Annotated in this window: 19 protein-coding genes and 1 pseudogene; 7 read left to right on the top strand and 13 right to left on the bottom strand. The window is 46.0% G+C overall.

Annotation, left to right across the window (positions count from 1 at the left end; translation table 11 throughout):
* Positions 1-38 precede the first annotated feature (38 nt).
* The 8 genes from MKA69_RS13590 to MKA69_RS13625 all read right to left on the bottom strand — a co-directional run bounded on the left by MKA69_RS13590 (position 39) and on the right by MKA69_RS13625 (position 8628).
* Entirely contained in the window at positions 39-1379 is a 1341-nt protein-coding gene (locus tag MKA69_RS13590) for a sensor histidine kinase (RefSeq protein ID WP_305848632.1), read from the bottom strand.
* A 61-nt stretch (positions 1380-1440) separates the two neighbouring features.
* Complete coding sequence (locus tag MKA69_RS13595) at positions 1441-2097, bottom strand: response regulator (RefSeq protein WP_305848285.1); 657 nt, start codon at positions 2095-2097, stop codon at positions 1441-1443.
* Between the two features lie 4 nt (positions 2098-2101).
* The gene (locus MKA69_RS13600; RefSeq protein ID WP_305848286.1) at positions 2102-2734 is read right to left on the bottom strand and encodes a tetratricopeptide repeat protein; all 633 of its coding nucleotides are present in this window, start codon (positions 2732-2734) and stop codon (positions 2102-2104) included.
* Positions 2735-2761: 27 nt separating this feature from the next.
* Positions 2762-3559 carry an SDR family oxidoreductase gene (locus tag MKA69_RS13605; protein WP_305848287.1) on the bottom strand — a complete coding sequence of 266 codons (798 nt, stop codon included), beginning with the start codon at positions 3557-3559 and terminating at the stop codon, positions 2762-2764.
* Positions 3560-3568: 9 nt separating this feature from the next.
* Positions 3569-4252 carry a TenA family transcriptional regulator gene (locus MKA69_RS13610; RefSeq protein ID WP_305848288.1) on the bottom strand — a complete coding sequence of 228 codons (684 nt, stop codon included), beginning with the start codon at positions 4250-4252 and terminating at the stop codon, positions 3569-3571.
* 2 nt (positions 4253-4254) lie between these two features.
* A complete protein-coding gene (locus MKA69_RS13615; protein WP_305848633.1) occupies positions 4255-5754 on the bottom strand; it encodes an AMP-binding protein in 1500 nt (499 codons plus the stop codon).
* Between the two features lie 9 nt (positions 5755-5763).
* A complete protein-coding gene (locus MKA69_RS13620; protein WP_000681792.1) occupies positions 5764-6366 on the bottom strand; it encodes a thermostable hemolysin in 603 nt (200 codons plus the stop codon).
* Between the two features lie 255 nt (positions 6367-6621).
* Entirely contained in the window at positions 6622-8628 is a 2007-nt protein-coding gene (locus MKA69_RS13625; RefSeq protein ID WP_305848289.1) for a tRNA(Met) cytidine acetyltransferase TmcA, read from the bottom strand.
* A gap of 219 nt (positions 8629-8847) precedes the next feature.
* Between MKA69_RS13625 and MKA69_RS13630 the strand changes: the two genes are divergently transcribed.
* On the top strand, positions 8848-9882 hold the full coding sequence (locus tag MKA69_RS13630; protein ID WP_305848290.1) for a PotD/PotF family extracellular solute-binding protein: 1035 nt from the start codon (positions 8848-8850) through the stop codon (positions 9880-9882).
* Between the two features lie 59 nt (positions 9883-9941).
* On the opposite strand, the gene MKA69_RS13635 is transcribed toward MKA69_RS13630, so the two are convergent.
* Both MKA69_RS13635 and MKA69_RS13640 read right to left on the bottom strand, forming a co-directional pair.
* Positions 9942-10913 (bottom strand): ParB/RepB/Spo0J family partition protein, encoded by a 972-nt coding sequence (locus MKA69_RS13635; protein WP_000985771.1) that lies wholly within the window; start codon positions 10911-10913, stop codon positions 9942-9944.
* 7 nt (positions 10914-10920) lie between these two features.
* Positions 10921-12138, bottom strand: a complete 1218-nt coding sequence (locus MKA69_RS13640; protein WP_000817993.1) for an AAA family ATPase — start codon at positions 12136-12138, stop codon at positions 10921-10923.
* A gap of 1210 nt (positions 12139-13348) precedes the next feature.
* Between MKA69_RS13640 and MKA69_RS13645 the strand changes: the two genes are divergently transcribed.
* Positions 13349-15325, top strand: coding sequence for a replication initiator protein RctB domain-containing protein (locus MKA69_RS13645; RefSeq protein ID WP_305848291.1), 1977 nt, complete (start codon positions 13349-13351; stop codon positions 15323-15325).
* A 211-nt stretch (positions 15326-15536) separates the two neighbouring features.
* On the opposite strand, the gene MKA69_RS13650 is transcribed toward MKA69_RS13645, so the two are convergent.
* Complete coding sequence (locus MKA69_RS13650; RefSeq protein WP_055030073.1) at positions 15537-16001, bottom strand: hypothetical protein; 465 nt, start codon at positions 15999-16001, stop codon at positions 15537-15539.
* A gap of 317 nt (positions 16002-16318) precedes the next feature.
* On the opposite strand from MKA69_RS13650, the gene MKA69_RS13655 reads away from it, so the two are divergent.
* From MKA69_RS13655 to MKA69_RS13670, 4 genes and pseudogenes are all read left to right on the top strand, one after another.
* Positions 16319-16516: a PA3496 family putative envelope integrity protein gene (locus MKA69_RS13655; protein ID WP_000026551.1), complete on the top strand. Its 198-nt coding sequence runs from the start codon at positions 16319-16321 to the stop codon at positions 16514-16516.
* A 161-nt stretch (positions 16517-16677) separates the two neighbouring features.
* Positions 16678-16887, top strand: a complete 210-nt coding sequence (locus MKA69_RS13660; RefSeq protein ID WP_055027373.1) for a DUF3283 family protein — start codon at positions 16678-16680, stop codon at positions 16885-16887.
* Between the two features lie 87 nt (positions 16888-16974).
* Positions 16975-17694: a YebC/PmpR family DNA-binding transcriptional regulator gene (locus tag MKA69_RS13665; RefSeq protein ID WP_000533703.1), complete on the top strand. Its 720-nt coding sequence runs from the start codon at positions 16975-16977 to the stop codon at positions 17692-17694.
* Positions 17695-17741: 47 nt separating this feature from the next.
* A pseudogene (locus MKA69_RS13670) lies at positions 17742-18644 on the top strand (NAD(P)-dependent oxidoreductase); the annotation flags it as partial.
* A 100-nt stretch (positions 18645-18744) separates the two neighbouring features.
* On the opposite strand, the gene MKA69_RS13675 reads toward MKA69_RS13670, so the two are convergent.
* Complete coding sequence (locus tag MKA69_RS13675; protein WP_055033840.1) at positions 18745-20406, bottom strand: methyl-accepting chemotaxis protein; 1662 nt, start codon at positions 20404-20406, stop codon at positions 18745-18747.
* Positions 20407-20559: 153 nt separating this feature from the next.
* On the opposite strand from MKA69_RS13675, the gene MKA69_RS13680 reads away from it, so the two are divergent.
* Positions 20560-20916, top strand: a complete 357-nt coding sequence (locus MKA69_RS13680) for a YibL family ribosome-associated protein (RefSeq protein WP_001050158.1) — start codon at positions 20560-20562, stop codon at positions 20914-20916.
* 68 nt (positions 20917-20984) lie between these two features.
* Here the strand turns inward: MKA69_RS13680 and malT are convergent, their stop codons facing one another.
* On the bottom strand, positions 20985-23693 hold the full coding sequence (malT, locus tag MKA69_RS13685) for an HTH-type transcriptional regulator MalT (RefSeq protein WP_055030070.1): 2709 nt from the start codon (positions 23691-23693) through the stop codon (positions 20985-20987).
* Positions 23694-24100: the final 407 nt, after the last annotated feature.

Raw genomic sequence — 24100 nt, forward strand, 5'->3', positions numbered from 1 at the left:
AGGAAGGGGATAAAGTCACATGATAAGTTAGGACGTTATTAGCAATTGCGAAAACGCACAACAAAGGTATTGCGCTCATCAGTACGTGGCAGCAAGAGCACTTGACCGCCATGAAGCGCTGCAATATCACGACAGATCGACATGCCAAGCCCTGCGCCATCGCCTTTTTGGCTGTTGGCACGGTAGAAGTTATCAAACATTTTTTCACGAGTCAGATCGTCAATCGCAGACCCCGAATCCGACACACGCACTTCAATCTCACCATCGTGGTCACTAAGCTCTACCGCTATCTGGCTAGAGTGGCCGGAATAACGAATGGCATTATCCAGCAGATTTTTAAATAAAATGCCTAGGAGTAACTCATCTCCCCATAAACGCGAACTTTCGCCATCAAAACTCAGCTGCTGATCCTGCTTAAAAGCGATAGGCGCCAAATCCGCTATCACTTGTTTAATGAGGTTTGCCAGCTCAACCGGCTGTTTCGCTAAGGTTTGTGTACTTTCTACTTTGGCCAGCATTAAGAGCTGATGAATCAATCTATCGGTGCGCTCTATGCCTTTGAAAATACGTTCTAAATCTTGCTTTAACTGTTCCGGATTGGTGCTACGCAGGGCATTTTCGGCATTCACTCTTAAAACGGTCAGCGGGGTTTTTAACTCATGTGCCGCCATTCGAGTAAAACGTTTCTCACGCTGCCATGCTTGCTCTAGCTCATTGAGCAGTTGATTCAACGTCTCCACTAAAGGCAAAAGTTCCACCGTAGGCTTTTCGACATAAATTCGATCTAGCTTATGGATGCTGCGCAGAGCAATCGCTGCTTTCAGCGCTTGGATTGGCTGAAAGCTACGTTCAATCAGCACCACCAAAACCACAATCAAACACAGAATTAAGATTAATTGCGGAAGTGCGGTGGATAAGGCGATCTCATTAATCGCTTCATCACGAATGCTCTGCTTTTCTGCAACCAAAACATACTGTTTACCCTTTTCTTGATCAGGGAGACTCAACTGGAAATAACGCCAGCTTTCGCCATTGAGCGTGATATCACTAAAACCATTCGCATCACGGCCGAGACTCAGCGCAGGCAAGTGAGTATCAGAGCTAAAGAGAAGCTCACCCTCTTGATAAAACTGGAATAATAAATACTGCTCATACGGGTGACCAAAGAGTGTAGCGGCATCATCATTGGCTTTGGAGAGGCGCTGAATATGCTGCATCCACAGATCGAACTGCTCATGCTGATTGCGATCTGCAAATTCATTGGCCGAAACAGAAGTAGCGATCAGTAATAATTTGGCGGACTGCCCAAGACGGGCATCGTACACTTCTCCCACTTCATGTTGGGCGTTGGAATAACTGAATCCAAACGAGACCAGCATCAAACCGGTACTCAGCAGAACAGAAGTCAGGGTAAGCCGGCGTTTAATGGAAAAGAGAGGTTTATTTTTCAATCATGTACCCCACACCTCGCACGTTCCGGATCAGGTTATCCGGCAATTTTTTACGCAGATTATGAATATGTACTTCAATTGCGTTATCACTGCTGCCTTCATCCCAGCCGTGCAGTGCTTGCTGCAATAGCTCTTTACTCATCACTCTTCCCGCTTGGGTCATCAAACTGGCAAGGATTTTGTACTCATTCCGCGTTAACTTCAGAGGTTGCTGAGCGTAGTAAATTTCTTGTTTGGAGAGAGAAAGGTCGAGATCGCCTACGGAGATGAGTTCCTCTGCACTCCCCGAGCTTCGCCGAATAATCAGCCGTAAGCGTGCGAGCAGCTCTTCAAGAGCAAATGGCTTACCTATGTACTCATCTGCACCGCCATCCAACCCTTTGACCCGATCTCTGATATCATCCCGTGCCGTGAGTATCATGACAGGCAATGTGTAACCCGCTCGCCGAATTTGGCGCAGGACTTCCAAGCCATCCATATCTGGCAAGGTGAGGTCCAAAATCAGTGCCGTAAATTGCTCGGTTTTCAGGGCGGTCACGACACCACCACCCCGCTCCAGCCAGTCAACCGTATAGCCTTGTCGGCTTAACGCTACTTGCATTGATTCACCGAGCAACGTGTCATCTTCAACTAATAGTAAACGCATAAGGTTACTTGATGCTCTCCAATAAGTGCGCAATCTCTCCCTGACGTCCCGCATCCGCAATTTCTCGTTTCGGTCTTGCGGGTGCATGCTGAGCTTGCAGCAAATAGCGCTTTGCCTCTGCGCTACGGCCTTCTTGCAGCAAAAAATCTCCGTAGAAATAGTTGGCATCAATGCCATTGGGATTCACGGTCAAGGCTTGTTTAAGCAGCTGCTCTGCTTTTTCTTTATCCCCAAAGGCGACAGGCCAACCCGGCACTTTATAGTATAGCGTGCCCAAACTGGTCAACGCGGAGCCTTCCAGAGTATTTGGCGCTTGCGCGATGACCTCTTCAAATAAACTTTTGGCCTCTTTCACTAACGAGAGTGCACCTAATCCCCCTCTAACGCCAGCTAATGAGGATTCATTGATCGCTAACCATACTTTGAGTTCTGGGTTATCTCCTGCCAACTTTAGCTCAAGCCGAGTGCGGGCAATCGTACGTTCAAAACAACTTTCTTGCTCATCGCCAGACGGCGTTTGATATTGGCATTTTGCCCAGTCCGCCTGCACTTGTTCTAAAGGGGTAATCGCATACGCCGACGCCGTATAACCCACCAATATTGCGCTGATACTTATCCATTTAAACACAGTGTTCATGCCTTGATCTCCTTGAACTCTCACGCTTTAACGATTTAAAAATGACAATAGAATGTGTTGTTGTTTTTTAATGGCTCCCGAGACAAGACTCGGTAACAGCTGATTGAGACGAACAAACCATTTTTCAGGCCAACCCAACCACATCACACTTTGTTCGGTTTCAATCATCTTCGCCACTTGCTCGGCCACAAATTCAGGTTCATCACTGTGATGCCCCAATGCCTGATTCAGCTGTTTGACTGATTCACTGTTCAGAGCAGTATTGGTTGCTCTAGGTGCCAGATAGAGCACTTTGACGCCTGTACCATCCAATTCTCGGTTCATCGCTTCACTGAAGCGATGCAATCCCGCTTTCGCCGCGCAATAGGTCGAGTATCCGGGGTACCCAATCGCCCCAAAACTTGAGCCAATATTCACGATGAGTTCCGGTTTAGTGACCCAATGTAGTGCCATTTGGGTAATCTGGATGGGCGTCATTAAGTTTAAGGTCAATTCACGCTGTACCGATTCGATTGATCGCCGCGCGAGTAAACAAAATTGATTTGTTCCAGCATTGTTGATCACAACGCTGATCGCTTGATGCCGCAGGCCAAACTCCTCAGCGAGCGCTTGAAGTTGCGCCACGCCCTCTTCACAACTCAAATCAGCACTCAAAATGGTGTGCTTTTCTGCTGTGGGTAATGATTGGCGTAACACTTCGAGCTTTTTACTGTCACGTCCAACAAGAATCAACCATGCTCCACGTGCCGCCAAGGCACGAGCAATTTGCTCCCCAATTCCACCAGACGCTCCCGTCAACAACACATATTGGTGTTTAATGTCCATTGTAGGCTCCTAAGCCGCCTTCTGATTGGTGAGCGGCACTAACTCACGCAGCATCTGCCCATAAAGATAAAAGACTTGATTTGCTGAATGGATGATCGCTTGCTGATCTTCTTCTTTGGTGATTTTATCCATCAGAGATTCAAAGAAACGGATATGGTCTTGATCCAGTTCACTATGAGATGTGAGATAACTCATCGCTTTATCTGGCAAATTAAGCTGCTGTTTAACCAAACGTGCAATGTTGCCACCCCCCCCAACACTGGTGCCTTCCAGCACCCAGACCATTCCAAATAAACCCAGTGGATTGGCACGATCAATCTGGTGATACAAATAAGCCACCATCAATTCGATTGGCGTACTCACACCGCCTTCCCCTTGATTATTACGTACCGCTTGCGCATCACCACCACAGGCTCGAATGTCATTCAGTATCCATTCTTGGTGACCTTTCTCTTCATCAATATAATCCGCAATGGCAATTCGCACCCATTCATAGCGGTCACTCAAGCGACTACCACACGCCATCAGCAGTGGTACCGTATGTTTCACGTGATGATAGGCTTGAGTCAGAAAGCGTAAGTACATATCCAACGTAATTTCACCCCGAGCACAGGCTTCAAAGATGGGAGCTTGTAACATATGTTGTTGCGCGGCTTGCGTTTCAATTTTTAAACGTTGAAAAAATGAAGTCATGATCATTCTCCTAGCAATAAAGAGGAAGAAAGGGGAAACGATAGGCGTTGCCAGCCAGAATCTGGAGCAATAACACCCATGCGGTACTGTCGTTGTGCCTGTTCAATCAAAGCACGCTTCGGTCGACCATTGGCGGTTAACCAGGTTTGCCAAACGTTCGGCTGACTCACTAAGAGTAGATGCTGAATCTGGGCGTAGTCAGGCAAACTACAATTAAGTTTTCGAACCCGTTGTTCAAGTTCAGGTAACGGCCGATCAATGACGGCGGTGAGTCCGGCTTCATCATCACCGACCACGACGACTCGGCATTCTGGCATCCAAACTTGAGCATGTGATTCAATCCATTCTGGGGCGATATTGCGCCCAAATGGTGTAATGATGAGATTTTTTTTGCGCCCGACAATACTCAGAAAACCCTCGGCATCGAGTGTCGCAAGATCGCCTGTAGCCAACCAGTCATCCAAAAATGGCTCTCCGATATACCCAAGTGCACGATTGCCACGAACCCACAATTCGCCATCATCAGCCAGTTTGATTTGCAGATGGTTTAGCGGCTTGCCACAGCTACCCGGTTGATCATGTTGTGGGGTGTTCATACTGACCACGGAAGCACATTCAGAAAGGCCATACCCTTCATAAGCAGGAATACCAAGCGCACGAGCGGAGTGAATCAATTCGGCAGCAACGCTTGCCCCACCTACCGCAACCCACTGTAACGGTTGAGCCAAAATCGGGGCTTGCTTGACCACATGGATTAACGCGATCAACAAGGCTGGCGTGAGTACCAAACTCGAAGGAGAATATTGACTGAGGGCCTGAGCAAAACAAACGGGGGAGAACTGGCTAGAGCCTGATAAGCCCACTTGTTCACCAAACAATACTGTCGATGTCACCCCTAATAATAGCGGCACATAGATGCCTGTAATATTTTCGAGCAAGGTGGATAGCGGCAACATGACTAAGTGCAACTCAACTTGTGCGTTCATCTGCTCTGCGATAGCCACTGAAACCCGCTCTAAATTTTGTTCACTAAGACAGACGCCTTTAGGAGTGCCAGTCGAACCTGAAGTAAAAGTGATTTTCTGCGTATCTGGCAAAACACGACCTGATTTATCGGATTGATACTGCCAAGCGGAAAACCGACCTAACGGTGCGATGGGCTCGCCCAACTCCGGCCAATCGCCAACACAAAGATCCACTTCAGCCGCCTTCAGCAGATGTGCCACTTGTTCATGCGTAAAAAACGTGGGAACCGGAACCATCACAATATGTGACCACATCGCAGCCAGATCCATCACAACCCAATCCAAGCTATTTTCAGCACGTAGCGCAATACACTTTACTTGCCATTGCTGTAACTGCTGCGCGGTCTGCTTAACTTCGTCTAGCAACTGTGAATAATTTAAACTCGCTGGTTTTTGCTGCGCATCATGACCAACAAACGCCAGTTTTTGTGGTTGATGTAGAGCATGTTGCTGTAACGCGGTGATAATTCGATTCATCATTCAGACTCACGCTTGTTTTTGATTGAGGGATAATTGATTTAAACGCTCGCAACCTTGTGCCAAATTCCCAGCCAAAATCCGGGGGCTGTGTTGATAGTAAGTTCCCCAAACTTGGGACGCATTGGGAATACGAGTAGAAGAGGCTTTGGCAATCAAAGTCGGTTGTAAACCAAAGCGGCGCATTAACGCGTGCAGCGGATCTGTCGCGGTAAAAATGCACCACTCAAACCCCATCGCCACTAATTGCTGGGCGATCAACAGAAAATGGAAGGCCGATAAACCACGGCCAAATGAAGCAAGATGACCAAATTCAATTAATTTGCCACGAGGAATTGAGCAGGCAAAACGTTGAGCCAGAATTTCATCAGCGGGCTGATCGAGATACTGCTCAAGAAAGAGAGACTCTTGTTCGGCAATCCGAAAACCACACACCGATTTCATTTCATTGTGATCAAGCAGAGCTAAATAGGCGGGCATATAAGCCGTGAGGTGAGCATCAAAAGCTTGTTGGTAACGCTCGCGTACCAATGCTGTCGCCTCATTCCAACGCGGGTGCATTGGGTTGATCACTTCTAATGTGAGATCCGATAGACAAGGTAAGTGTTTCATCAGCGTTTCCCTTTGCTTACTCTCTAAGCCAAAAGTAATCCACTTAACTTAAGAATCACTTAGTCACTAATTAAGGAACGCAAAAATGAGGCACGCTGAATGCCTCTTATTGGAGCCACCCAAACGAAGATATCGCGCAAGATAAAATGCTCAATCATAAGAGATCAAGAAAAGACAACACCAGAGCGGCTTCTCCATCCAATCGCCGAAACAGGCTAAATCTGTAACATCACACTGGTCAGATTAAGAAGAGGGTTATTTACAGTGTAAATTGCTCAGCAAAGCGGAAAGATCATCACGTAAGGCTTGTTCAACTTGTCGTTTACCCGTAAGTTGAAACTGCTCAGCACACTCTCCCCAGTTTTTGCGTTGTAACACTTTACTGATCAACAAAGGCGAAAGAGTCAGGTTTAAACCCGATATTTCCAGTAACCAAGCAAATAACCAAACGGCAACACTTTCATAGTTAGAGCCGCCTTGCGCGTAACGCTCAATCAATCCAACACACGGCCGTGTTTTGTGGGTTGGTGCACATAGAGGTAACAACTGCTGAATAATTTCAGGTTCTAGTGCTTGCAACGAATCACTGAGTTCAAAAATCCAATGCGCGGTAAATTGTTGTTGAGCTTGCTCCAGCCAACTCAACCCACTTCCCAGTACCATTAAAATGGAATAACAACCGCTGGCTTGATCGCGATGTGAGCCAAATTTCACCGGAACAAACCCATTCATCAGCCAAAATGGCAGCAAATCTTCACTCACCCCGAAGCTAGTCGCGTAATAGTCAGCCTCATAGTGCTCAATAAATTGCTGGAGTAATTGGCTACCAATCCCCTCACGCTGGCAAGCAGGATGAACGGCAATCCGCAAAATTCGCCAACAAGACTGACGCGCCGCTTCAGTAATCCCTAGTTGATTGGCGAGTGTCACAGGGGCTAAATGTCCCTTAGGGCGACGAGTACCACGTTGTATGGCATCAATCAATGCGTCATCTAGCTCCCCTTCACGCACCGCCCACACACATCCCACACAAACATCCCCTTGATAAGCGCCAAACAGCGTCATCGCATCATCATTCAGTAGAGAAAACAGATCATTGGGAGAAGTCTGGTAGTGTGCATTGACCAACAATGAGAACACTTGTGCCAAACGTTCAGGTTGATGGACGGCCATTCCTTGAGTCAAAGGAGAGAAACTTAATGCATGATGTGCTGATGGCGGCAATTCCGTTAACTCACTTTGCAGTAAAAACACTCGATTTTGCCACTGCTCCAGGGTATCTCCCGCCGCCCAGCGAATCGGTTGGTCAAGATGCAATGCGCGCATCTGCGGGCGCTGCTCTCGTAACCACTGCTGGAATTTGAGCGAAAAACCACGGCCACACCCTTCATAACCATGAATGGTCGATGAAAAAACTATTCGGTGATATTTCTCTACCAAGCGTTTTAATAGAGGTAATGGCAGTGCAGCCGCTTCATCAACCAGCAATAAATCGCACTCGGGTTGGCTGCGAAGCAACTCATCAGGAGCCATAAAATTTAGGCTTGATTCTCCCGATTGTATATGACCGCGCTTAACACTCGCATGCGAGAGTTTACGCTGAGCATGGACAAACAGCGGTTCGACAGACGCTAATGCTGGCGCGGTCACAATAATCTTCATTGTGCGTGACGGCATCAATTGCGCCGCAGCCATCCCAAGCGCACTGGTTTTGCCACGTCCACGATCCGCAGTAAGAACAAAGGGGCGCTTACGATGCCCCGTCGCGACTTTGATAATCCCCTCAATCGCCTGTGCCTGTTGTTCATACGTTGGCACAGAGGAAATTTCAGCACAGTTTGGCAGAGCACATATCGACTGTGGAGCAATCTGAATTAACTCACCTAATGCAGACTCCAACCAATTACGAGCAGCCCAATTCAGCGAACAAGGTTCGCCTACCACTAAAAGTAATCCGCCACCGACTAACGTACCAAGCGCTGCGTTAAAACTATTGGCATCCCATCCTTGGTTTAAATCACAAATCAGCCACTGGCACTCTTTTCCCAACCACTGTTGACCTTGGCGATAATCGACACAAGTCACACCATCCAACTCAGTATTGCCTAACATAAATATCGATTGATCGGTAAAGTGGCTAATCAATGAGTTGAGTAAAGAGGACTGCCATTGTGGATCACCGCGTAACCAGCATCCAAAGCGAGTATGGTGCTGTTTAGCCAGTTGGTGAAGACGCACTAAGTCGGTGAGCGATTGAGTCATAACAAACGAATTTCCAAAGGTGATGCGCTATGTTAGCACATGCGGACAAATCGCTATAACGCCTTGAAACACATCACAAGCAACGCCGCTATTTGTTAATAGAAGGCTAAAATATTTTTTCTTAACGACAAATTATATTTGCTTTATCCGAACAAAGAATTCACTAATTATGCACTCGAATCCCGGCATTGGGCTGGGCTAAAAAGGAATCAAAATGCAATGAAAACTTTCATTAAAGGATTGGTACTTTCTGCAGTTGTTGCGTCATCTCAAGTCTATGCTGAACAACCTACACTTAACGTGTATGCATGGGGCGGTTATTTACCAGAGAAGTCGCTGAAAGCTTTTGAACAACAAGAAGGCGTAACTATTAACTATTCAACCTTTGAGAATAATGAGTCAATGTACACCAAGCTCAAACTTCTGAAAGGTACCGGTTATGATGTTGTGTTTGCGTCTGCTTATTTTATCGAAAAAATGGGCCGTGAAGGGCTGCTCGCAGAAATCGATCACAACCAAATTCCGAACATGAAAGATGCAATGCCAACGGTACTCGGTTTGGCACATGATCCTCAAAACGAATACTCGCTCCCCTACATTTGGGGTATTACCGGCCTTTACTACAACTCAGCGACACTGCCAAATGGTATCACCAAGTGGGCGGATCTGTGGGACAAGCAATATGAACAGCAAGTTATGCTGATCGACGATATTCGTGACGTTTTTGGCATGGCTCTGAAGCTCAATGGCTTTAGCATTAACACCAAAAATGAAGATGAAATCAAAAAAGCGTACGAATCGCTGGTAGCACTAAAAAATAACGTACTGCTGTATAACTCAGATGCTCCACATGTGCCTTACGTTTCAGGTGAAGCAACACTGGGTATGCAATGGAACGGTAACGCGTATCAAGGCCAAGTAGAAATGCCTGAGCTGAAATTCGTAATGCCTGAAGAAGGTGCAGTTCTGTGGATGGATAACTTTACTATTCCTTCTGGTAGCACAAATATCCCGTTGGCGCATAAGTTCATCAACTTCATGTACCAGCCAGAAAACCAAGCAGAAATTGTAAAAAGCCTAGGTTACGCTTCTGCCACCAAAGGTGGTCGTGCGCTGCTACCGGCAGAACTGCGCGATAACCCGACTATCTTCCCATCCGATGAAGATATGAAAAAAGGCGAGTTCATCAACGATGTTGGCTCAGAGACGTTGGCGATCTACGAGAAATACTGGCAGCGTCTAAGAAACCAATAAGACTGACAACCAAAACGTACAAAGCCCGCTAAAGCGGGCTTTGTTATTAGCGAGCACAACTAATTGAGCTTACGCTGTACAAAATCAAGAATATCTTGCATCAATTCATCATCGATTTTCTTCAAATTCAGCACTAAGTTATTGCCTTTGCGCGCATAGCTTGCACGCCCTTTAATCCATTCAACTTTGGGCGTTTCAGTGCGTTTCGGCGGTAGTACATCTTGAATCCAACTTTCGATGGTTTCTGTCACATCTTTGGTAATTCGCGCTACACCTTGAGCTTGGGAAAGCTGCCAAACGAATCCTTGCTCCTGATGGCATTTTGCCAACAGTTGGTCACGCTGAGCCTCATTCAGCTCATTAAACTGCTTATGCAATTTCACAATTGTTGGGCGTCCTAATTCAACGACGCTTGGGTACGCTTGTAGAAGCTCCAACGGTAGTGCAGCGGCTTTTAGTGCACCACTCACTAAGGCTTCACTGCACTGAAACATTTTGGCGAGTGCTTTTTGATCTTCTGCTTCCCCACTATCGAGCTTCGCTTGCATCTCTTTGCCTTTTTCATACAGCGAAAGAGGTTTATGCGCGTTCGCAACATCGGATAAGAACTTGGCATGCTCGGCATTAATATTTTCGGCCACATAAACCAAAAACTCTTTACCCGCTAAGATACAAGACATACGACGACGGCTACCATCGAGCACTTCAATCTTGCCCTCTGCGGTTTTACGGCCAACAGCAGGATATTGCTGCCCCCGTTCGCGTAAGGTTGTCAGTACATCAGAAAGCGCATGTTCGGTTAAAAAGGCCTGTTCACGAGCATTTTGAGCAAACACAACCGTCTTTTCTGCTACTTCATCAGCTGGGATGCGCATCAGCTCAAAAGTGACGATCTCTTCCCCCGCCACAGCCAGTTCAATCATCTGCGCCTGTGCTTTCGCCGCCGATTGAGCTTCAGCTGGCGTAGTTGCGCGGCGTTTATCCGCCTTCCCAAACAGTTTTGCGTTGAGTTCAGAAGTTTTAATTGCCATAAGTTACTTACCCCTGATTAAGTGAAGGCCAATGAGAATGAAGCACACGTTCAAGTTCGAGTGCACTTTTTTGAACGGCATCTTGAGCGGTGGCGAGCGTTTTTTTACCGCCTTCAAAGTCATTTACCGTGAGATCAAACACGGTACTGTACGTATCAGCACAAGTTTCAAAAGCTCGGCTACGTGGAATGGTGGCCATCATCACTTGATCGCCCAACAAATAATTCATTTCAGTTAGTACTGAAACTTGCTTCTTGTTGTCATCCTCAAACATCGTCGGCATCAAACGGACAAACTCTAACCCTTTCCAATCTTCGGGGAACATCTCATAAACCGTTGGCAAATGTTGAAAGAAGTTCACCGTTGAAGCCCAATCGAGTCGTTTCGCAGCACAGGGGATCAGTAATGCATTTGATGCGTACATAGCGTTCCACACCAGCGGATCAACGTGTGGCCCTGTATCAATCATAATGATGTCAAAATCACCCGAAATCTTATCAATAAGCTTTTCTTTCAATAAACGAACGATATCCAATGATTGGTTTTGTGATAGATACTGCCATGCCTCGGCGTTAAACATCGCATCCTCAGGGAAGGCTGAAATGGTTTTCAAATTCGGGTATTGCGTCGGTAACATCACGTTTTTACGCAGGAATTCAGCATCCACTTGTACATCATCTGGCACGTTGTCCAACATAATATCAACAGCAGAATAGATATTGGTATGCTCCGCTAAACTGATTTGTGGATTCAAAAATAAGCGCAGAGAACCTTGAGGATCCAAGTCAATCAAACAAATACGGTAGCGTTTATCCAAGTTGAGCGCCAAGCAAGCCGCCAAATGGACAGCCGTCATCGATTTGCCAGTCCCGCCCTTTTGGTTCTGCACATTGATAATCCAAGGCTTATTTTCATTGTTCTTTTTACGCTCATGAAACTTAGCTACACCCGCCGCATCCATAAGCATATGGGCTTCAGAAAGAGAGATAGAGTAGTGGTTGGCATTATTTTTCGTAAATTGATGCCCTGCTTCTTCCATTTTCGCAATCGCTTCATCGAGCTTGCGACGAGTCAGGCCAGAGCGCGTTTCCATCAACGCTTTTGACATCGGAGGGAAGTGCTCATCACGGCGCTCCTCTAATACAATCTCAATACGATCCGCCTGCACCTGTTGAGTCAGTTGTGCAAGTTGGTAGAGATTCTCTATCGTTTGTTCTCTTTTCATTGCCAATTTCCGTTATTAGGACTTAAACCCAATTGTACAGCATAAATTACACAAAACAACAAAAAGGTGAACAGTAAACTCTGTATTAAAATCACATATATTAGAGCTCTAACAGAAAATTGATATTAAATAGACAAACTAGCTCAACAAAATGAAGATTTACTAAGAAGATAATGCATCAAAAACCACAATAAATTTTAAATATTACAACGTCACTTATTTACAATGTAAAGCCAACAAAAATAAAGTAAGGTTCGGAACGATTGAACTTACCAACTAACTTACGGTTAATGCAATTTACACTTGGAGTATGAGATGAATTAAAGGAAAAACGCACATCACTCCCCACTGAGTCAATATCGAGATGGTGTCGAAACGATGATCAAGAAGGTTCGCATGATCATGCTTCCGTAAGAAAAGAGATAAACCGGAAAGATGATCAAGTAGGTTAATCTCTACGAGATTGAAGAAAGATGATCCTATCAACATGATCTTTTTACGGATCGATGATCAAGAGTCTATTACTGGCGGAAGCATGTAAATTTAATCTTAATTTACGGATGATGTCAGACAGAGTAAGGCTTTGACCCTCAATCGATGAAAAATACGAAGCACATAATAAGATAAGTTTCGGTGCAACAAACAGAACCCACACCATGATCATGCTTTCATAAGCAAATCACCAAACAATATAGGGCGTAGGAACTGAGATACACTGCTCATCGAACATCGAATCGGAAAGCGTTTATCCAATTAGGACAAAATTCAGCCTACTCTTGATCATCTTTCCGAGACGAAAATGATGACCTCAAAGCTGGAAAGATGGAAAATGCCTAAATTCCAAATTCGATCTGTGGATAAGCTGTGTCGCTACCTTGATCATGCTTAGTCAATCACGTTGATCATTGATACGAGTGGCATTTGATCATGCTTTAGGAGAAAAATGATCATGCTTTCGATCTCATATTGATCATCGTTTCCTTAGGTCTATGATCATGCTTCTATCAGGCTAAAAAAAATAGTCTTATTTTACAATAAATTAAACCAAAATAAGCGCCCAGATCATAAGATCACTCTAATCACTATTAATCATTTAAATCAGAAAGATCAGTTATTTAAAAACAATAAATTTTTCTTTATTTATGATCTCTTTTTCTTTATTCTCTTGGAACTATAGTGATATTACGGTAAGTGTGATACGGATCTAACCATGAGCTCAGAAGAAAAACTCTTGATCAAATTGCCAAGAACTCACAAAGATGGTCATCTTTTTGAGGTCTCTGAAGCTGCAATCGACTGGATTGAACAGTATCAACACTTTAAAGGGGTGACCAAAAGTATTGTTGAGCTGTTGAATCTTATCTCACTACGCGGTTTGCGCAGCAAAGATGGATTAGTTTCAACCACAGAGCTAATTGATGCTACGGATGGCCAACTCACTCGCGCTGCAATTCAGCAACGTCTGCGAGCAGCAGTTGCTATTGGGTTATTTAAACAAATTCCAGTGCGCTTTGAGGAAGGGCTAGCCGGTAAAACCATGTTGCATTGTTTTATCAATCCTAACCAATTGATCTCCGTGTTAGGATCAACCAGCTTGGTCACAGAGTCTGTAAAGCAAAGTGAAAAACAAAAACGTTCAAAAGCACTAGCACAAACACAAGTAAATCAACGTTTGCTGCATGAGCATGGCTTAAATACTCCACCAGCAATGAAAGATGAAGCCGATCAGTTTGTGGTATCACCCACCAATTGGGCAGGGATCATTGATCAAGCGTTAGCGCCACCCAGAACCCGTAAAAGTTATCAAAAATCAATGGTCTCGATTTCCGGTACTCGCGCAGTGATCGAAACACGATCGTCTAAAAACATCATGACTGTCGATGATCTGATGACGTTGTTTGCGCTGTTTACGTTAACCGTTCAATACCATGATCACCATCAAGATGACTATCACTTTAACGCCAAGCAAGCTCCCAACAAGACGCCACTGTACATCACGGATATTCTTTCGCTACGTGGCAAAAAAGACAGTGGTCCGGCGCGTGACTCTATCCGTGATAGTATTGATCGCATTGAATTTACCGATTTTCAGTTACACGAACTGACAGGACGTTGGCTAAGTGAAAACATGCCAGAAGGTTTCAAAAGCGATCGTTTTCGCTTTTTAGCTCGCACCATTACAGCGTCTGAAGAGGCTCCTGTCGAGGGAAGTGATGGCGAAATTCGCATCAAACCGAACCTGTACATTTTGGTATGGGAGCCGTCATTTTTTGAAGAATTGCTCACACGTGATTATTTCTTCTTGTTCCCACCGGAGATCTTAAAACAGCATACATTGGTGTTCCAACTCTACTCCTACTTCCGTAGCCGCATGTCGCGTCGGCATTCAGATGTCATGATGCTCAGTGAATTGAACCAGAAACTCGCCAGAAATATTGAATGGCGGCGTTTCTCAATGGATTTGATCCGCGAGCTGCGCCGTCTTTCAGAAGGGAAGGGGAGTGAAGATCTGTTTGTCGTCAACTTGTGGGGATACCATCTCACAGTGACCACAGTGCAAGAAAAAAGCAAAGTGGTGGATTACCAAGTAGACATCAAATGTGATGTAGAGGAAGTTCTGCGTTACTCGCGTGCCAAAACGACCAATGCCGGTAAACGTAACATGGCTCCAACCCTGCCTAACCCACTGCGTAACGAACTGGTTTCTAAACAAAAATTGGCAGAGCTTTCGAGCATTATTGATGGTGAATTTGAGCCAATTCAACGTAAAGCACCGTCGCCACGAGGTCGGTTGGGTCGCCGTGTGAAACTGCGTAAACATCTGGTTGAGATCAATGCGGATGAAATTACGATCACTTTATCGCGTTATACCTCTCCAGAGGCGCTAGAACGCAGTATAACGGCTTTAGCGGCCATGACTGGACATGCCCCTTCATCAATCAAAGAAGAGTGTGTGGAGCTGATTGACAAGCTTGATTGGCTACGAGTTGAAAATGATGTAATTCAATATACCACTTTGAGCAAGCTCCTTGAGCTTTACAACAACCAGAATGAGAGCAAGCACCTTTCGATTGAAAAACTGATTGCAGGGCTAGCCGTACGCCGTAAAGTGTGCAAGATGGTTCAAGATGGACATGTTGATGAAACGGTATATCGCGCATTAGATGAAATGGCAGCCGGTGTTTGAGTGTGAAAGGGGCGTGAATTTACGTCACTTTTGTGACTTAAACCTGACAAGCCGTTGACATTTTGAGCGTAGGCGATGGATACACTGCTTCACGAATAGACAACCTTTTGTCCTATCTGATGAATTGTAGATTGGCTCATATATTTTTAGCGAGTTTAACCACTCGCTATTTTTTTGTCTGCAATTTGCCTATCCGCAACAGAGATCCTTGTTATTGCTCGGGTGTGCGATGCGTTACTCCTTGATCATCGTTCCATGCATGGAATGCCATGAATTTCACATGAGCTTCGAGCAGATCATGAGACAGAGCTTCTCCATCTGTTTGTTGATTGAGATGCTCAAGGCTGAGCACCATCAATTGCTGCATCCTGCGCATACACCAAGATTTTAACGCCAAATCGCCCCCAGATTGAGCAACGCAAAACTGAAAGCGGCTGTATGCGAGATTGAGATATTGCAGAGCCTGAGATCCATTGCTAGTGCGATAAAACTCAAATTGACGTAGACATGCATCAAGCCAACAGGCGATGGCTTTACTTTGAGTGGCATCTAATGGCGAACCCCAAAGTTGGGGCGGGACATTAAATATCAATGGCTGTAACTCAGTCACAGGAGTGCTATTGCGATTCTGATACCAGTGATGAACGTCATTCAACCAATCTTGCAACTCATTCATATAGGCAGATCCGATGATCAAAGAAATGAAACGGAACACTCAGTGAATACCCGTTTCTCTACGTTCAAGTAGTGTGGTTGAGGATCGATCTCTTTGCCAAATACGCGTTGTAGGAAAAGGTGTCTTGATGGGACTTTTGCGAAATAGTCGGCTAATTTAACGAGGAACTTGGGGGTTGGCAAAAAGAATATCTATAGTTTTAATGATAAGGTTTGTGAAGTATTGCCACAGTCACAATACGGATTAAATCTACTTAACAAAGCATCGCCCCTTTGCTACAGATGAGTTGTTCCTAGCATGGTTTTTCGGAGGTATTTATGTCCATTAATTCAATTGACCATGATGATATGACGAGCATTACCAACAAATGGGATTCAATTGAAGAAATTGAATCCCAGCGACCCACAAAAAACGTGAAGTCAGCGGAAGCAAGACGCCGTATTGAAACCTTACGTGAGATTCGTGAGAGCGGTCTGACGATAGAGGAAGCCAAAGAGCTTGGATTGCTACACTAGCGCTTGGCATCAAACAATCGATTAAGGGTGACTTGGGTCACCCTTACTTATTTTTATCGCTTTAGTTGATTTTGAGCACTCAAAGCAACATTTTGACTCTTAATTTTCTACATTCCTATGTTATATTTCGCTCCACGATTTTACTGACTGTGGGCTTACTAATGTCTTTCAACCTTGCATTACTGACTGCGGAAGAGAAAAACAAAGTAGAACTTGATAAACAAGCTTCTTATCTTGTTTGGCGACTTAAGCAGGTAAAATCAGGACCGGAAGAGATCACTAAGCAGATGACCAAGATTGCTTCTGAAAGCGAAAAACAGTGGTTTCAACAGTCGGTAGAGAAGTACAAAAGAGTGATGGGCGTTGCGTAGCGTCTATGCTCTGTAGGTGGCAAATTGCAAACAGCAAGCCTTCTGCTAAAATCCGTCGCAACAAATTGAATTAGAGAGAACATCCCAATGGGAAGAAGTTTTGAAGTGCGCAAAGCCTCTATGGCGAAAACTCAAGGCGCAAAAATTAAAGTTTACTCAAAATACGGTAAAGAGATTTACGTTTGTGCGAAAAACGGCGGTACTGACCCTGACATGAACTTATCGCTTCGTCATTTGATCACGAAAGCGAAAAAAGACCAAGTACCAGCACACGTTATTGAAAAAGCTCTGGATAAAGCCAGTGGCGGTGCGGGTGAAGATTACCAACCAGCACGTTACGAAGGTTTTGGCCCAGGCGGCGCAAGCGTGATCGTTGACTGTTTGAGTGACAACGGTAACCGTACTTACCAAGACGTTCGCCAATGCTTTGTTAAAACTGGAGCAAAAATTGGTACTCCTGGTGTGGTTGCACACATGTTTGATCACCAAGCTGTTTTCCAATTCCAAGGCGATGATGAAGAAGCGATTCTTGAAGCGCTGATGATGGCTGATGCGGAAGTGACAGACATTGAACTAGAAGATGGCGTGATCACTGTGTTTGCACCTAACACTGAGTTCTTCAAAGTCAAAACCGCTCTGAACGAAGCTTTCCCAGATCTGACTCTGGATGTGGAAGAGATCACTTTCGTTCCACAAAACCGCACGGTAGTCAGCGGCGAAGACGCAGAAAAATTCCAGAAGTTCCTAGATATGCTGGATGACTGCGACGACGTACAGCAGGTTTACCATAACGCGGATATCGAGTAATCGTTATCTTAAAAGCCGAGCGAAAGCTCGGCTTTTTCTTTTAGGAAAAGAACAAAAACAATAAGGAGAACAAAATGAAAGTCAGCTTCATTGGATTAGGCGTGATGGGCTATCCCATGGCGGGGCATTTGCAAAAGGCTGGTTTTGAGGTGACGGTGTTTAACCGTACTCAAGCGAAAGCCGTGGCGTGGGCGAAACAGTTTGGTGGGAAATACGCTGAAACAGTCGCTGAATGTGTTAAGGATGCGGATGTGGTGCTGACTTGTGTCGGCAATGATGATGACGTACGCAGTATGACCACGGCTCCGACAGGGGCTCTACCAGCTATGAAAGCGGGTGCGGTATTGATTGACCACACCACGACTTCCGCATTGCTTGCAGAAGAGCTTTCAGCGGCTGCGCAACATGCGGGTTTACATTTTATGGATGCGCCAGTTTCTGGTGGGCAGGCCGGTGCCGAGAATGGTGTTTTAACCATTATGTGTGGTGGTGACGCCGCGCTTTTTGCCAAGATGCAGCCGATTTTTGCCGCTTACGGACGTTCTTCGGTTCTGATGGGGAAAGCAGGGCAAGGACAGCGCGCTAAGATGGTCAATCAGATCTGTATTGCCGGTGTGCTGAATGGTCTGTCCGAAGGGCTTATGCTGGCAGAGCAAGCTGGGTTGGATATTCCGAATCTGGTTTCGTGTTTGAAAAATGGTGCGGCAGGGTCTTGGCAGATGGAAAATCGTGCGCTCACCATGAGCCAAGAGAAATTTGATTTTGGCTTTGCGATTGACTGGATGATCAAAGATTTAGGTTTCTGCCTTGATGAAGCGGCACACTTGGGGCTGACATTGCCAATGACAGAAAGTACCATTGCGGCTTATCAACGCCTTTCTGGGCAAGGTTTAGGCCGTATGGATACTTCGGTTCTGATTAAAGCAGTGAAAGAGTCGGGCAAAAAATAACGATGTTTACAAGACAAAGCGCCTCAGTTGAGGCGCTTTGGGTAATCGATGACGTTGAGTTTATCCGTTGTATAGCGGTGCAATTTACACTGTAAACAACTCACACCTTAAAGCGTGCTACCAACTCATACAGTTCATGAGCACGTCCATTCAAGGCCTGGCTACCTTGGCGATTTTGGTTTGCCAGAGATGCTGATTCGCTACTTTGATCAGAAATCACCACAATACGTTGTGAAATTTCTTGTCCTACGATGCTTTGTTCCTCGGTGGCGGTCGCAATTAAGGCGTTCATATCCATAATGGTTCCGATCGAGGTTTGGATTTTTTGCAGTGCTTCTGCGGCAGCGTTCGCTTCACGTACCGTGGAAATACTGCGTTGTTGGCTTGATTCCATGGCTTTGACTGCCGCGTCTGAACCAGATTTTAACTGCTGGATCATGGTATGAATTTCTTGCGTACTCTCTTGGGTTCGGCTGGCAAGTTTACGAACTTCGTCGGCGACAACGGCAAAACCACGGCCTTGTTCTCCTGCGCGAGCCGCCTCTATCGCGGCGTTGAGTGCAAGTAGGTTCGTCTGTTCCGCGATATCTTGAATCACTGCCAATGACGAGGTGATGTTATTCACATCGCCTTCCAGTTTACCAATGACGTTGCTCGCATCCGCGACTTCTTCGGCTAATGACTGAACGGAACGCGCCGCGGCATTCACGATTTTATGTACATCGGTTGCGTTGTCTTCCGCATCTCTAGCGGACTGAGCGGCGTTATTAGCGTTGTTGGAAATTTCTTGTGCAGTGGTGGTCATTTCAGTCATCGCCGTTGCCACTTGCTCGGTTTCTTCCCGTTGGTTGGAAGCCAAATGATCTACCTGTTCAGCACGTTGACTCATGGCGTTAGTCTCTTCAACAACTTGCTGCCCAACCTGATTGACTCGCTTAATGATATTTTGCAAGCTCTCAACAAAACGGTTGAAGTTTTGACTCAATTTCGAAAATTCGGGGACACTGAAACGCTCCATTCGCGCGGTGAGATCGGCATCTCCACTGGCAAAGGAGTTGATGGAGCGATCAAACAGTTCAAGCGGGTGCATGATGCTACGGTTGATCAAAATTGCCATCACACTGACCAGAACAACAATCACCAACGTAATACTGGCAATCGTGTAGAGGCCTTGTTGCAGTTGTTCTTCTGCCCGAGCTTCCATTGCAGCAATTTCGGCATCCACGTCATCGGTATAAAAGCCAGTACCGATGGTGAGATCCCACATCGGAATGTAGACCGAATAACTCAACTTGGGTAACGGCGTTTGCTCACCCGGTTTCGGAAAGTAGTAAGTGGTGAATTGATCGAGCTTGGCATTTTTAATCAAATCTCGGATCAGGTAGTTCCCCTGCGTATCTTGCATATTCATAAAGTTATCGCCCAACCCATTAGTGGATTTTCCCAGCAATAGACGAGTCCCTTTTGAATCGTAACCAAAGATATAGCCGCTTTGCCCAAACTGAATTTCACGCAATACAGTGAGGGCTTCTTCTAGTGAGGCTTGGCGGGCTTTGAGTGGGGTGAGTGCGGTGTCCGCGATTTGCAAATAGGATTTCAGCTCGGCTTGCTTCATTTCCATCATGGCTTCACGGGTATTGTGCATTTGCTCTTGGCTGAGTTGGCGAGTTTCGCTGAAGCTAAAGTACATCATACTTACCGCTATGGTGAGTAAAGGCACCAAGGAAAGGATGTATAGGCGTTGTCGAATAGTTAGGCTCATAGTAGTGACTCACAGAGTAGTGTCGATGGGAGCTTTCTTACTAAGCCTAGTTCAAAAGCAGAGCTTGTGTGGTCAACAATTGGAAGTTGTTTGGGTATTCGCCCATTTGCCGTGCTATACTCTGCGCCCTTTCTGTTCGATAGAGCGACAATCATGAACCTTAAATCCGATATTCAACAACTCAACAATCGCATCGATACTTGCCGTCGTAAGTTGGATGCCGCAAAAAGTCGCGCCGATTCAGAGATGGTCAGCAAGTTTACCGACGAATTAGAAACGCTCACCAAGCGTTTGAATAGTGTGAAAGGCAAGCAAGATTACGATCTGAATAAAATGCGTAAAACCATTGCTGATATGCCTTTCTCACGCGAAATCACGAAACTTGAGCAAGCGGATTTGGGTAAGCTGAAAAAGTCGGTAAAAGGCTTGGTACTCGTACACCCTACCACCAAAATTGGTAAAGCATTGCGTGTCGAAGTGATGACTGGGTTTGCACCTAAGCCATTCTAAATTCGGTAAAGAATTGAAATAAAAAGAGCCAGCAAACGCTGGCTCTTTTACATTTGGGATAGGCAATGTTAATAGCCCATTAATTGCAATAACTGCTCGGCGGTTTGCACGGCTTCTTTACGATTGGCGATATTGAGCTTTTGATACAGATTCCGTATGTGGGTTTTAATCGTGGTTCCTGCCACATCCAATTCATGGGCAATTTGCTCATTGCTGAAACCAGAGTAGATAAGCCCAAGCACTTGCCATTCACGCTGCGTGAGCGGGCTGGTGCGCACCAGTTCTGGAATATTTGGATGATTGACCAGCTTTTCGACAAACTCTTCGTCAAAGTGGATTGAGCGGCTGCGTTGAGTGGTCGAGATCTCTTTGAGCAGCAGATGGGCGCGATGACGCTCCAAATCCCCTAGCTCACCTTTGTGCACCAGTTTTTCGAGCAAGTGGCCAATTTTGCCCCCATCGATCAGGAAGTTACCAATCATGCCCGTTTGGTTGGTTAGGCGCAGTGCTTGTTTTAACTTGTCGCTAGCTTGTTGGTCATCGCCTGTTGTGATAGCCAGCAGTGCTTCCACAATCAAGTTACGGTTGGTATCAGTGACTAACTGATATTTCTGCGCTTGCTCCTGAATAAATTCTAGAGTCGCACGCGCCTCATTCAGTTCACCCAATTGGATTTGCGCGCGGGCAATATTGCGCCACTGCAGTTGAAGGAAGTGGTTACACGCTTCCTCGGGGCGAATGCTGGATTGCAGCCACTGGCGGATTTCGGTGCTGTTCTCTTTGGCTTGCCAATAGAGTAGTAGGGAGAGTGAAGCGTTCGCTGTCCAATCCACATGGTAAGTCGATTGCTTAAGCAGGTGCTGGATCTGCTCTATGAAGCGTCCGGCTTTATCCAATTCGCCGCGGCCGATGGTGATTCTGGCTAGCATCGAATAACAGTGCAGGTGTTTACTTTGCGAATGGTTTTCTAGCACACTCAGCCCCTTATAAGCGGCTTGTTCGGCTTCATCCAAGCGATTCCAACACCATAAAATTTGCGCGCGAATTCGCAGCAAAAATTCATGCAGGGGGACTTGATGCAGTTGCTGCTCTTCAATCAATTTAAACGCGTTATCCTGCACCTCGTAAGCCGCTTGTACATAGCCTTGCGCCAGTAAAATTTCGCTCTGTTGCAGTAATGCCCATAAGGCTTGGTGATACACCTGATATTGGCGCGCCAGTTTCTCGGTTTGTTGCATCATTGAGAGTGCACGGCTGAGATGCCCTAACACGTGATTGACTTCACCGACGACAGAGGTCGCCACTATGCGGCTACGATACGTGGTGTGGTCAAGTTGACTTAAAGCCAATTCGGCGAGTTCCAGCGCTTTTTCTGGCTCGTTTTGGTTAATCGCAACTTGCGCACGTAGCGCGTTAAATTCCCCTTGTTCTTTGGTGGAGAGCTCAACATTCAGTGCCTGCATCTCCTGCGCCGCTTTGGCAAGCAACGCACCCACATCGTTATAGCGATGCTGACTTTGTGCCAACCACGCTTGCAACATGCATAATTTAGGTTCGCGATACAGTTGAGCGGGAGTCAGCTGATTGATTGCCGCTTCCAACACTTCAAGCTCGCCTTGGTTAAACATCTTCCATCCAAACTGGCTCAAAATGCTCGCCAGCAGCTCGCTATCTTGCGCCAAACGCGCATGACGCAGCGCTTGGTGAGGCGTTGCCGCTTCCAACCATGCTTTGGCGGCAGCGCGTTGTAAATCTTGCTCTTGCTGTGGAATGCGGGCTTGGCGTTGATGCGCTAAAAATTCGGCAAACAGATTATGAAAGCGATACCAGTTGGTTTCCCCCTCCAGCGGCGAGATAAATAAGCCAAAGCGGTTGAGAGATTCAATCATCGCCAAGGCATCGTCACGCCCAGTTAAACTGCTCACCAAGGCATCGTCAAAATGGTCGAGTACCGAACACTGCATCAAGAAATAGCGAGTTTCATCATCAAGCAGATCAAACACTTCTTCGACCAGATAGTCCCAAAGATGCGCATGATTAAAGTGCGAAACCGATTCAATGGTTTGAGCGAGTGTGCGGTGCTGATGCTGGGCTTGCAGGGCGATAAGCTGCATGGCCGAAGGCCAACCTTCCACATAATCGCGTAGGTGATGGGCGGTCAGTGCATCAATCCCATCGGAAACCCGTTGGTTGAAAAAGCGTGTTGTCTCTTCGGTATCGAAAGCCAAAAGCTCATTGCCGATCTCAATCATTAAATCACGCACGCGCAAGTTAGCCGTACCCAAAGGTGGCGTTGCACGACTGGTTACCACCAGCGTTAAGTTATCGGGCATGTGTTTTAAGAAAAAGCGCATCGCTTCGTGAATGGTTTCATCGCTGATCAGATGGTAATCATCCAGCACCACATAGCATTCGCCGTGGTAGTCGGCCATCTCGGCAAACACTTCACTAAACAGCGAATGCAATGACGAAAACTGACGCTTCTCTGCCAATTTTTGCGCATTGGGGCAGGCGTTATGGGTTGCTTTATTAATCGCTTGCAGCAGGTAGTTCATAAAGCGAAACGGATCGTTATCGCTGTCATCAATGCTGTACCAACCCAGATTCGGCTTATCGGCAAGCCACTGCGCGGCCATGGTGGTTTTGCCATAACCCGCTGGAGAGCGGAACAGCACGAGTTTGTAGCAAGTCGCGTGTTGCAATAATTCCAGAACACGGGGACGGACGATGGCGTTATGCAAACGTCCTGGGCGAGTCAGTTTCGAAGGGATCCACATCTTCTTTCTCTCGTCTATTCCAATCAGAGCTTCATGCTCTTTTAACTTGGAACACCAGTTCCAAGGGTAGGGTGGCAGTGAATACGCGAGGCATATCACGCTCAGATGGACGAATGTTACTTGAAGTCATTCTGCGCGTTTATTGATCCATACTGAGTTTTCTGTGTTCTTCACGTTTCGCTCACAACTACGCCCTATATTTGTGATTTCCGTCACTAATCAATCTGCGCCTGAGCAAGGATATTGTCTCAGCCTCTACGAAAATAAGTGAAAAATGGGTAACGGAAACGAAATTATAGTGATCTATTTAGCAGAGTGGACAAATGTTTAACCTCTTGTTTTCCGAACTTTCATAAAGCCTAGCTATGGTTAATCGGCGGGGGGTGTGATCAGAGTCACTGCTATCT

It is taken from the genome of Vibrio sp. AH4 (genome assembly GCF_030710545.1).
Classification (GTDB): Bacteria; Pseudomonadota; Gammaproteobacteria; order Enterobacterales; family Vibrionaceae; genus Vibrio; species Vibrio metoecus.

Bases quoted from the DNA above. Each gene is read 5' to 3' on its own strand.
- MKA69_RS13605 (WP_305848287.1), bottom strand. From the start codon at position 3,559: ATGGACATTAAACACCAATATGTGTTGTTGACGGGAGCGTCTGGTGGA.
- malT (WP_055030070.1), bottom strand. From the start codon at position 23,693: ATGTGGATCCCTTCGAAACTGACTCGCCCAGGACGTTTGCATAACGCC.
- MKA69_RS13620 (WP_000681792.1), bottom strand. From the start codon at position 6,366: ATGAAACACTTACCTTGTCTATCGGATCTCACATTAGAAGTGATCAAC.
- MKA69_RS13595 (WP_305848285.1), bottom strand. From the start codon at position 2,097: ATGCGTTTACTATTAGTTGAAGATGACACGTTGCTCGGTGAATCAATG.
- MKA69_RS13680 (WP_001050158.1), top strand. From the start codon at position 20,560: ATGAACCTTAAATCCGATATTCAACAACTCAACAATCGCATCGATACT.
- MKA69_RS13610 (WP_305848288.1), bottom strand. From the start codon at position 4,252: ATGACTTCATTTTTTCAACGTTTAAAAATTGAAACGCAAGCCGCGCAA.
- MKA69_RS13635 (WP_000985771.1), bottom strand. From the start codon at position 10,913: ATGGCAATTAAAACTTCTGAACTCAACGCAAAACTGTTTGGGAAGGCG.
- MKA69_RS13615 (WP_305848633.1), bottom strand. From the start codon at position 5,754: ATGAATCGAATTATCACCGCGTTACAGCAACATGCTCTACATCAACCA.
- MKA69_RS13650 (WP_055030073.1), bottom strand. From the start codon at position 16,001: ATGAATGAGTTGCAAGATTGGTTGAATGACGTTCATCACTGGTATCAG.
- MKA69_RS13625 (WP_305848289.1), bottom strand. From the start codon at position 8,628: ATGACTCAATCGCTCACCGACTTAGTGCGTCTTCACCAACTGGCTAAA.
- MKA69_RS13590 (WP_305848632.1), bottom strand. From the start codon at position 1,379: ATGCTGGTCTCGTTTGGATTCAGTTATTCCAACGCCCAACATGAAGTG.
- MKA69_RS13640 (WP_000817993.1), bottom strand. From the start codon at position 12,138: ATGAAAAGAGAACAAACGATAGAGAATCTCTACCAACTTGCACAACTG.
- MKA69_RS13645 (WP_305848291.1), top strand. From the start codon at position 13,349: ATGAGCTCAGAAGAAAAACTCTTGATCAAATTGCCAAGAACTCACAAA.
- MKA69_RS13660 (WP_055027373.1), top strand. From the start codon at position 16,678: ATGTCTTTCAACCTTGCATTACTGACTGCGGAAGAGAAAAACAAAGTA.
- MKA69_RS13600 (WP_305848286.1), bottom strand. From the start codon at position 2,734: ATGAACACTGTGTTTAAATGGATAAGTATCAGCGCAATATTGGTGGGT.
- MKA69_RS13630 (WP_305848290.1), top strand. From the start codon at position 8,848: ATGAAAACTTTCATTAAAGGATTGGTACTTTCTGCAGTTGTTGCGTCA.
- MKA69_RS13665 (WP_000533703.1), top strand. From the start codon at position 16,975: ATGGGAAGAAGTTTTGAAGTGCGCAAAGCCTCTATGGCGAAAACTCAA.
- MKA69_RS13675 (WP_055033840.1), bottom strand. From the start codon at position 20,406: ATGAGCCTAACTATTCGACAACGCCTATACATCCTTTCCTTGGTGCCT.
- MKA69_RS13655 (WP_000026551.1), top strand. From the start codon at position 16,319: ATGTCCATTAATTCAATTGACCATGATGATATGACGAGCATTACCAAC.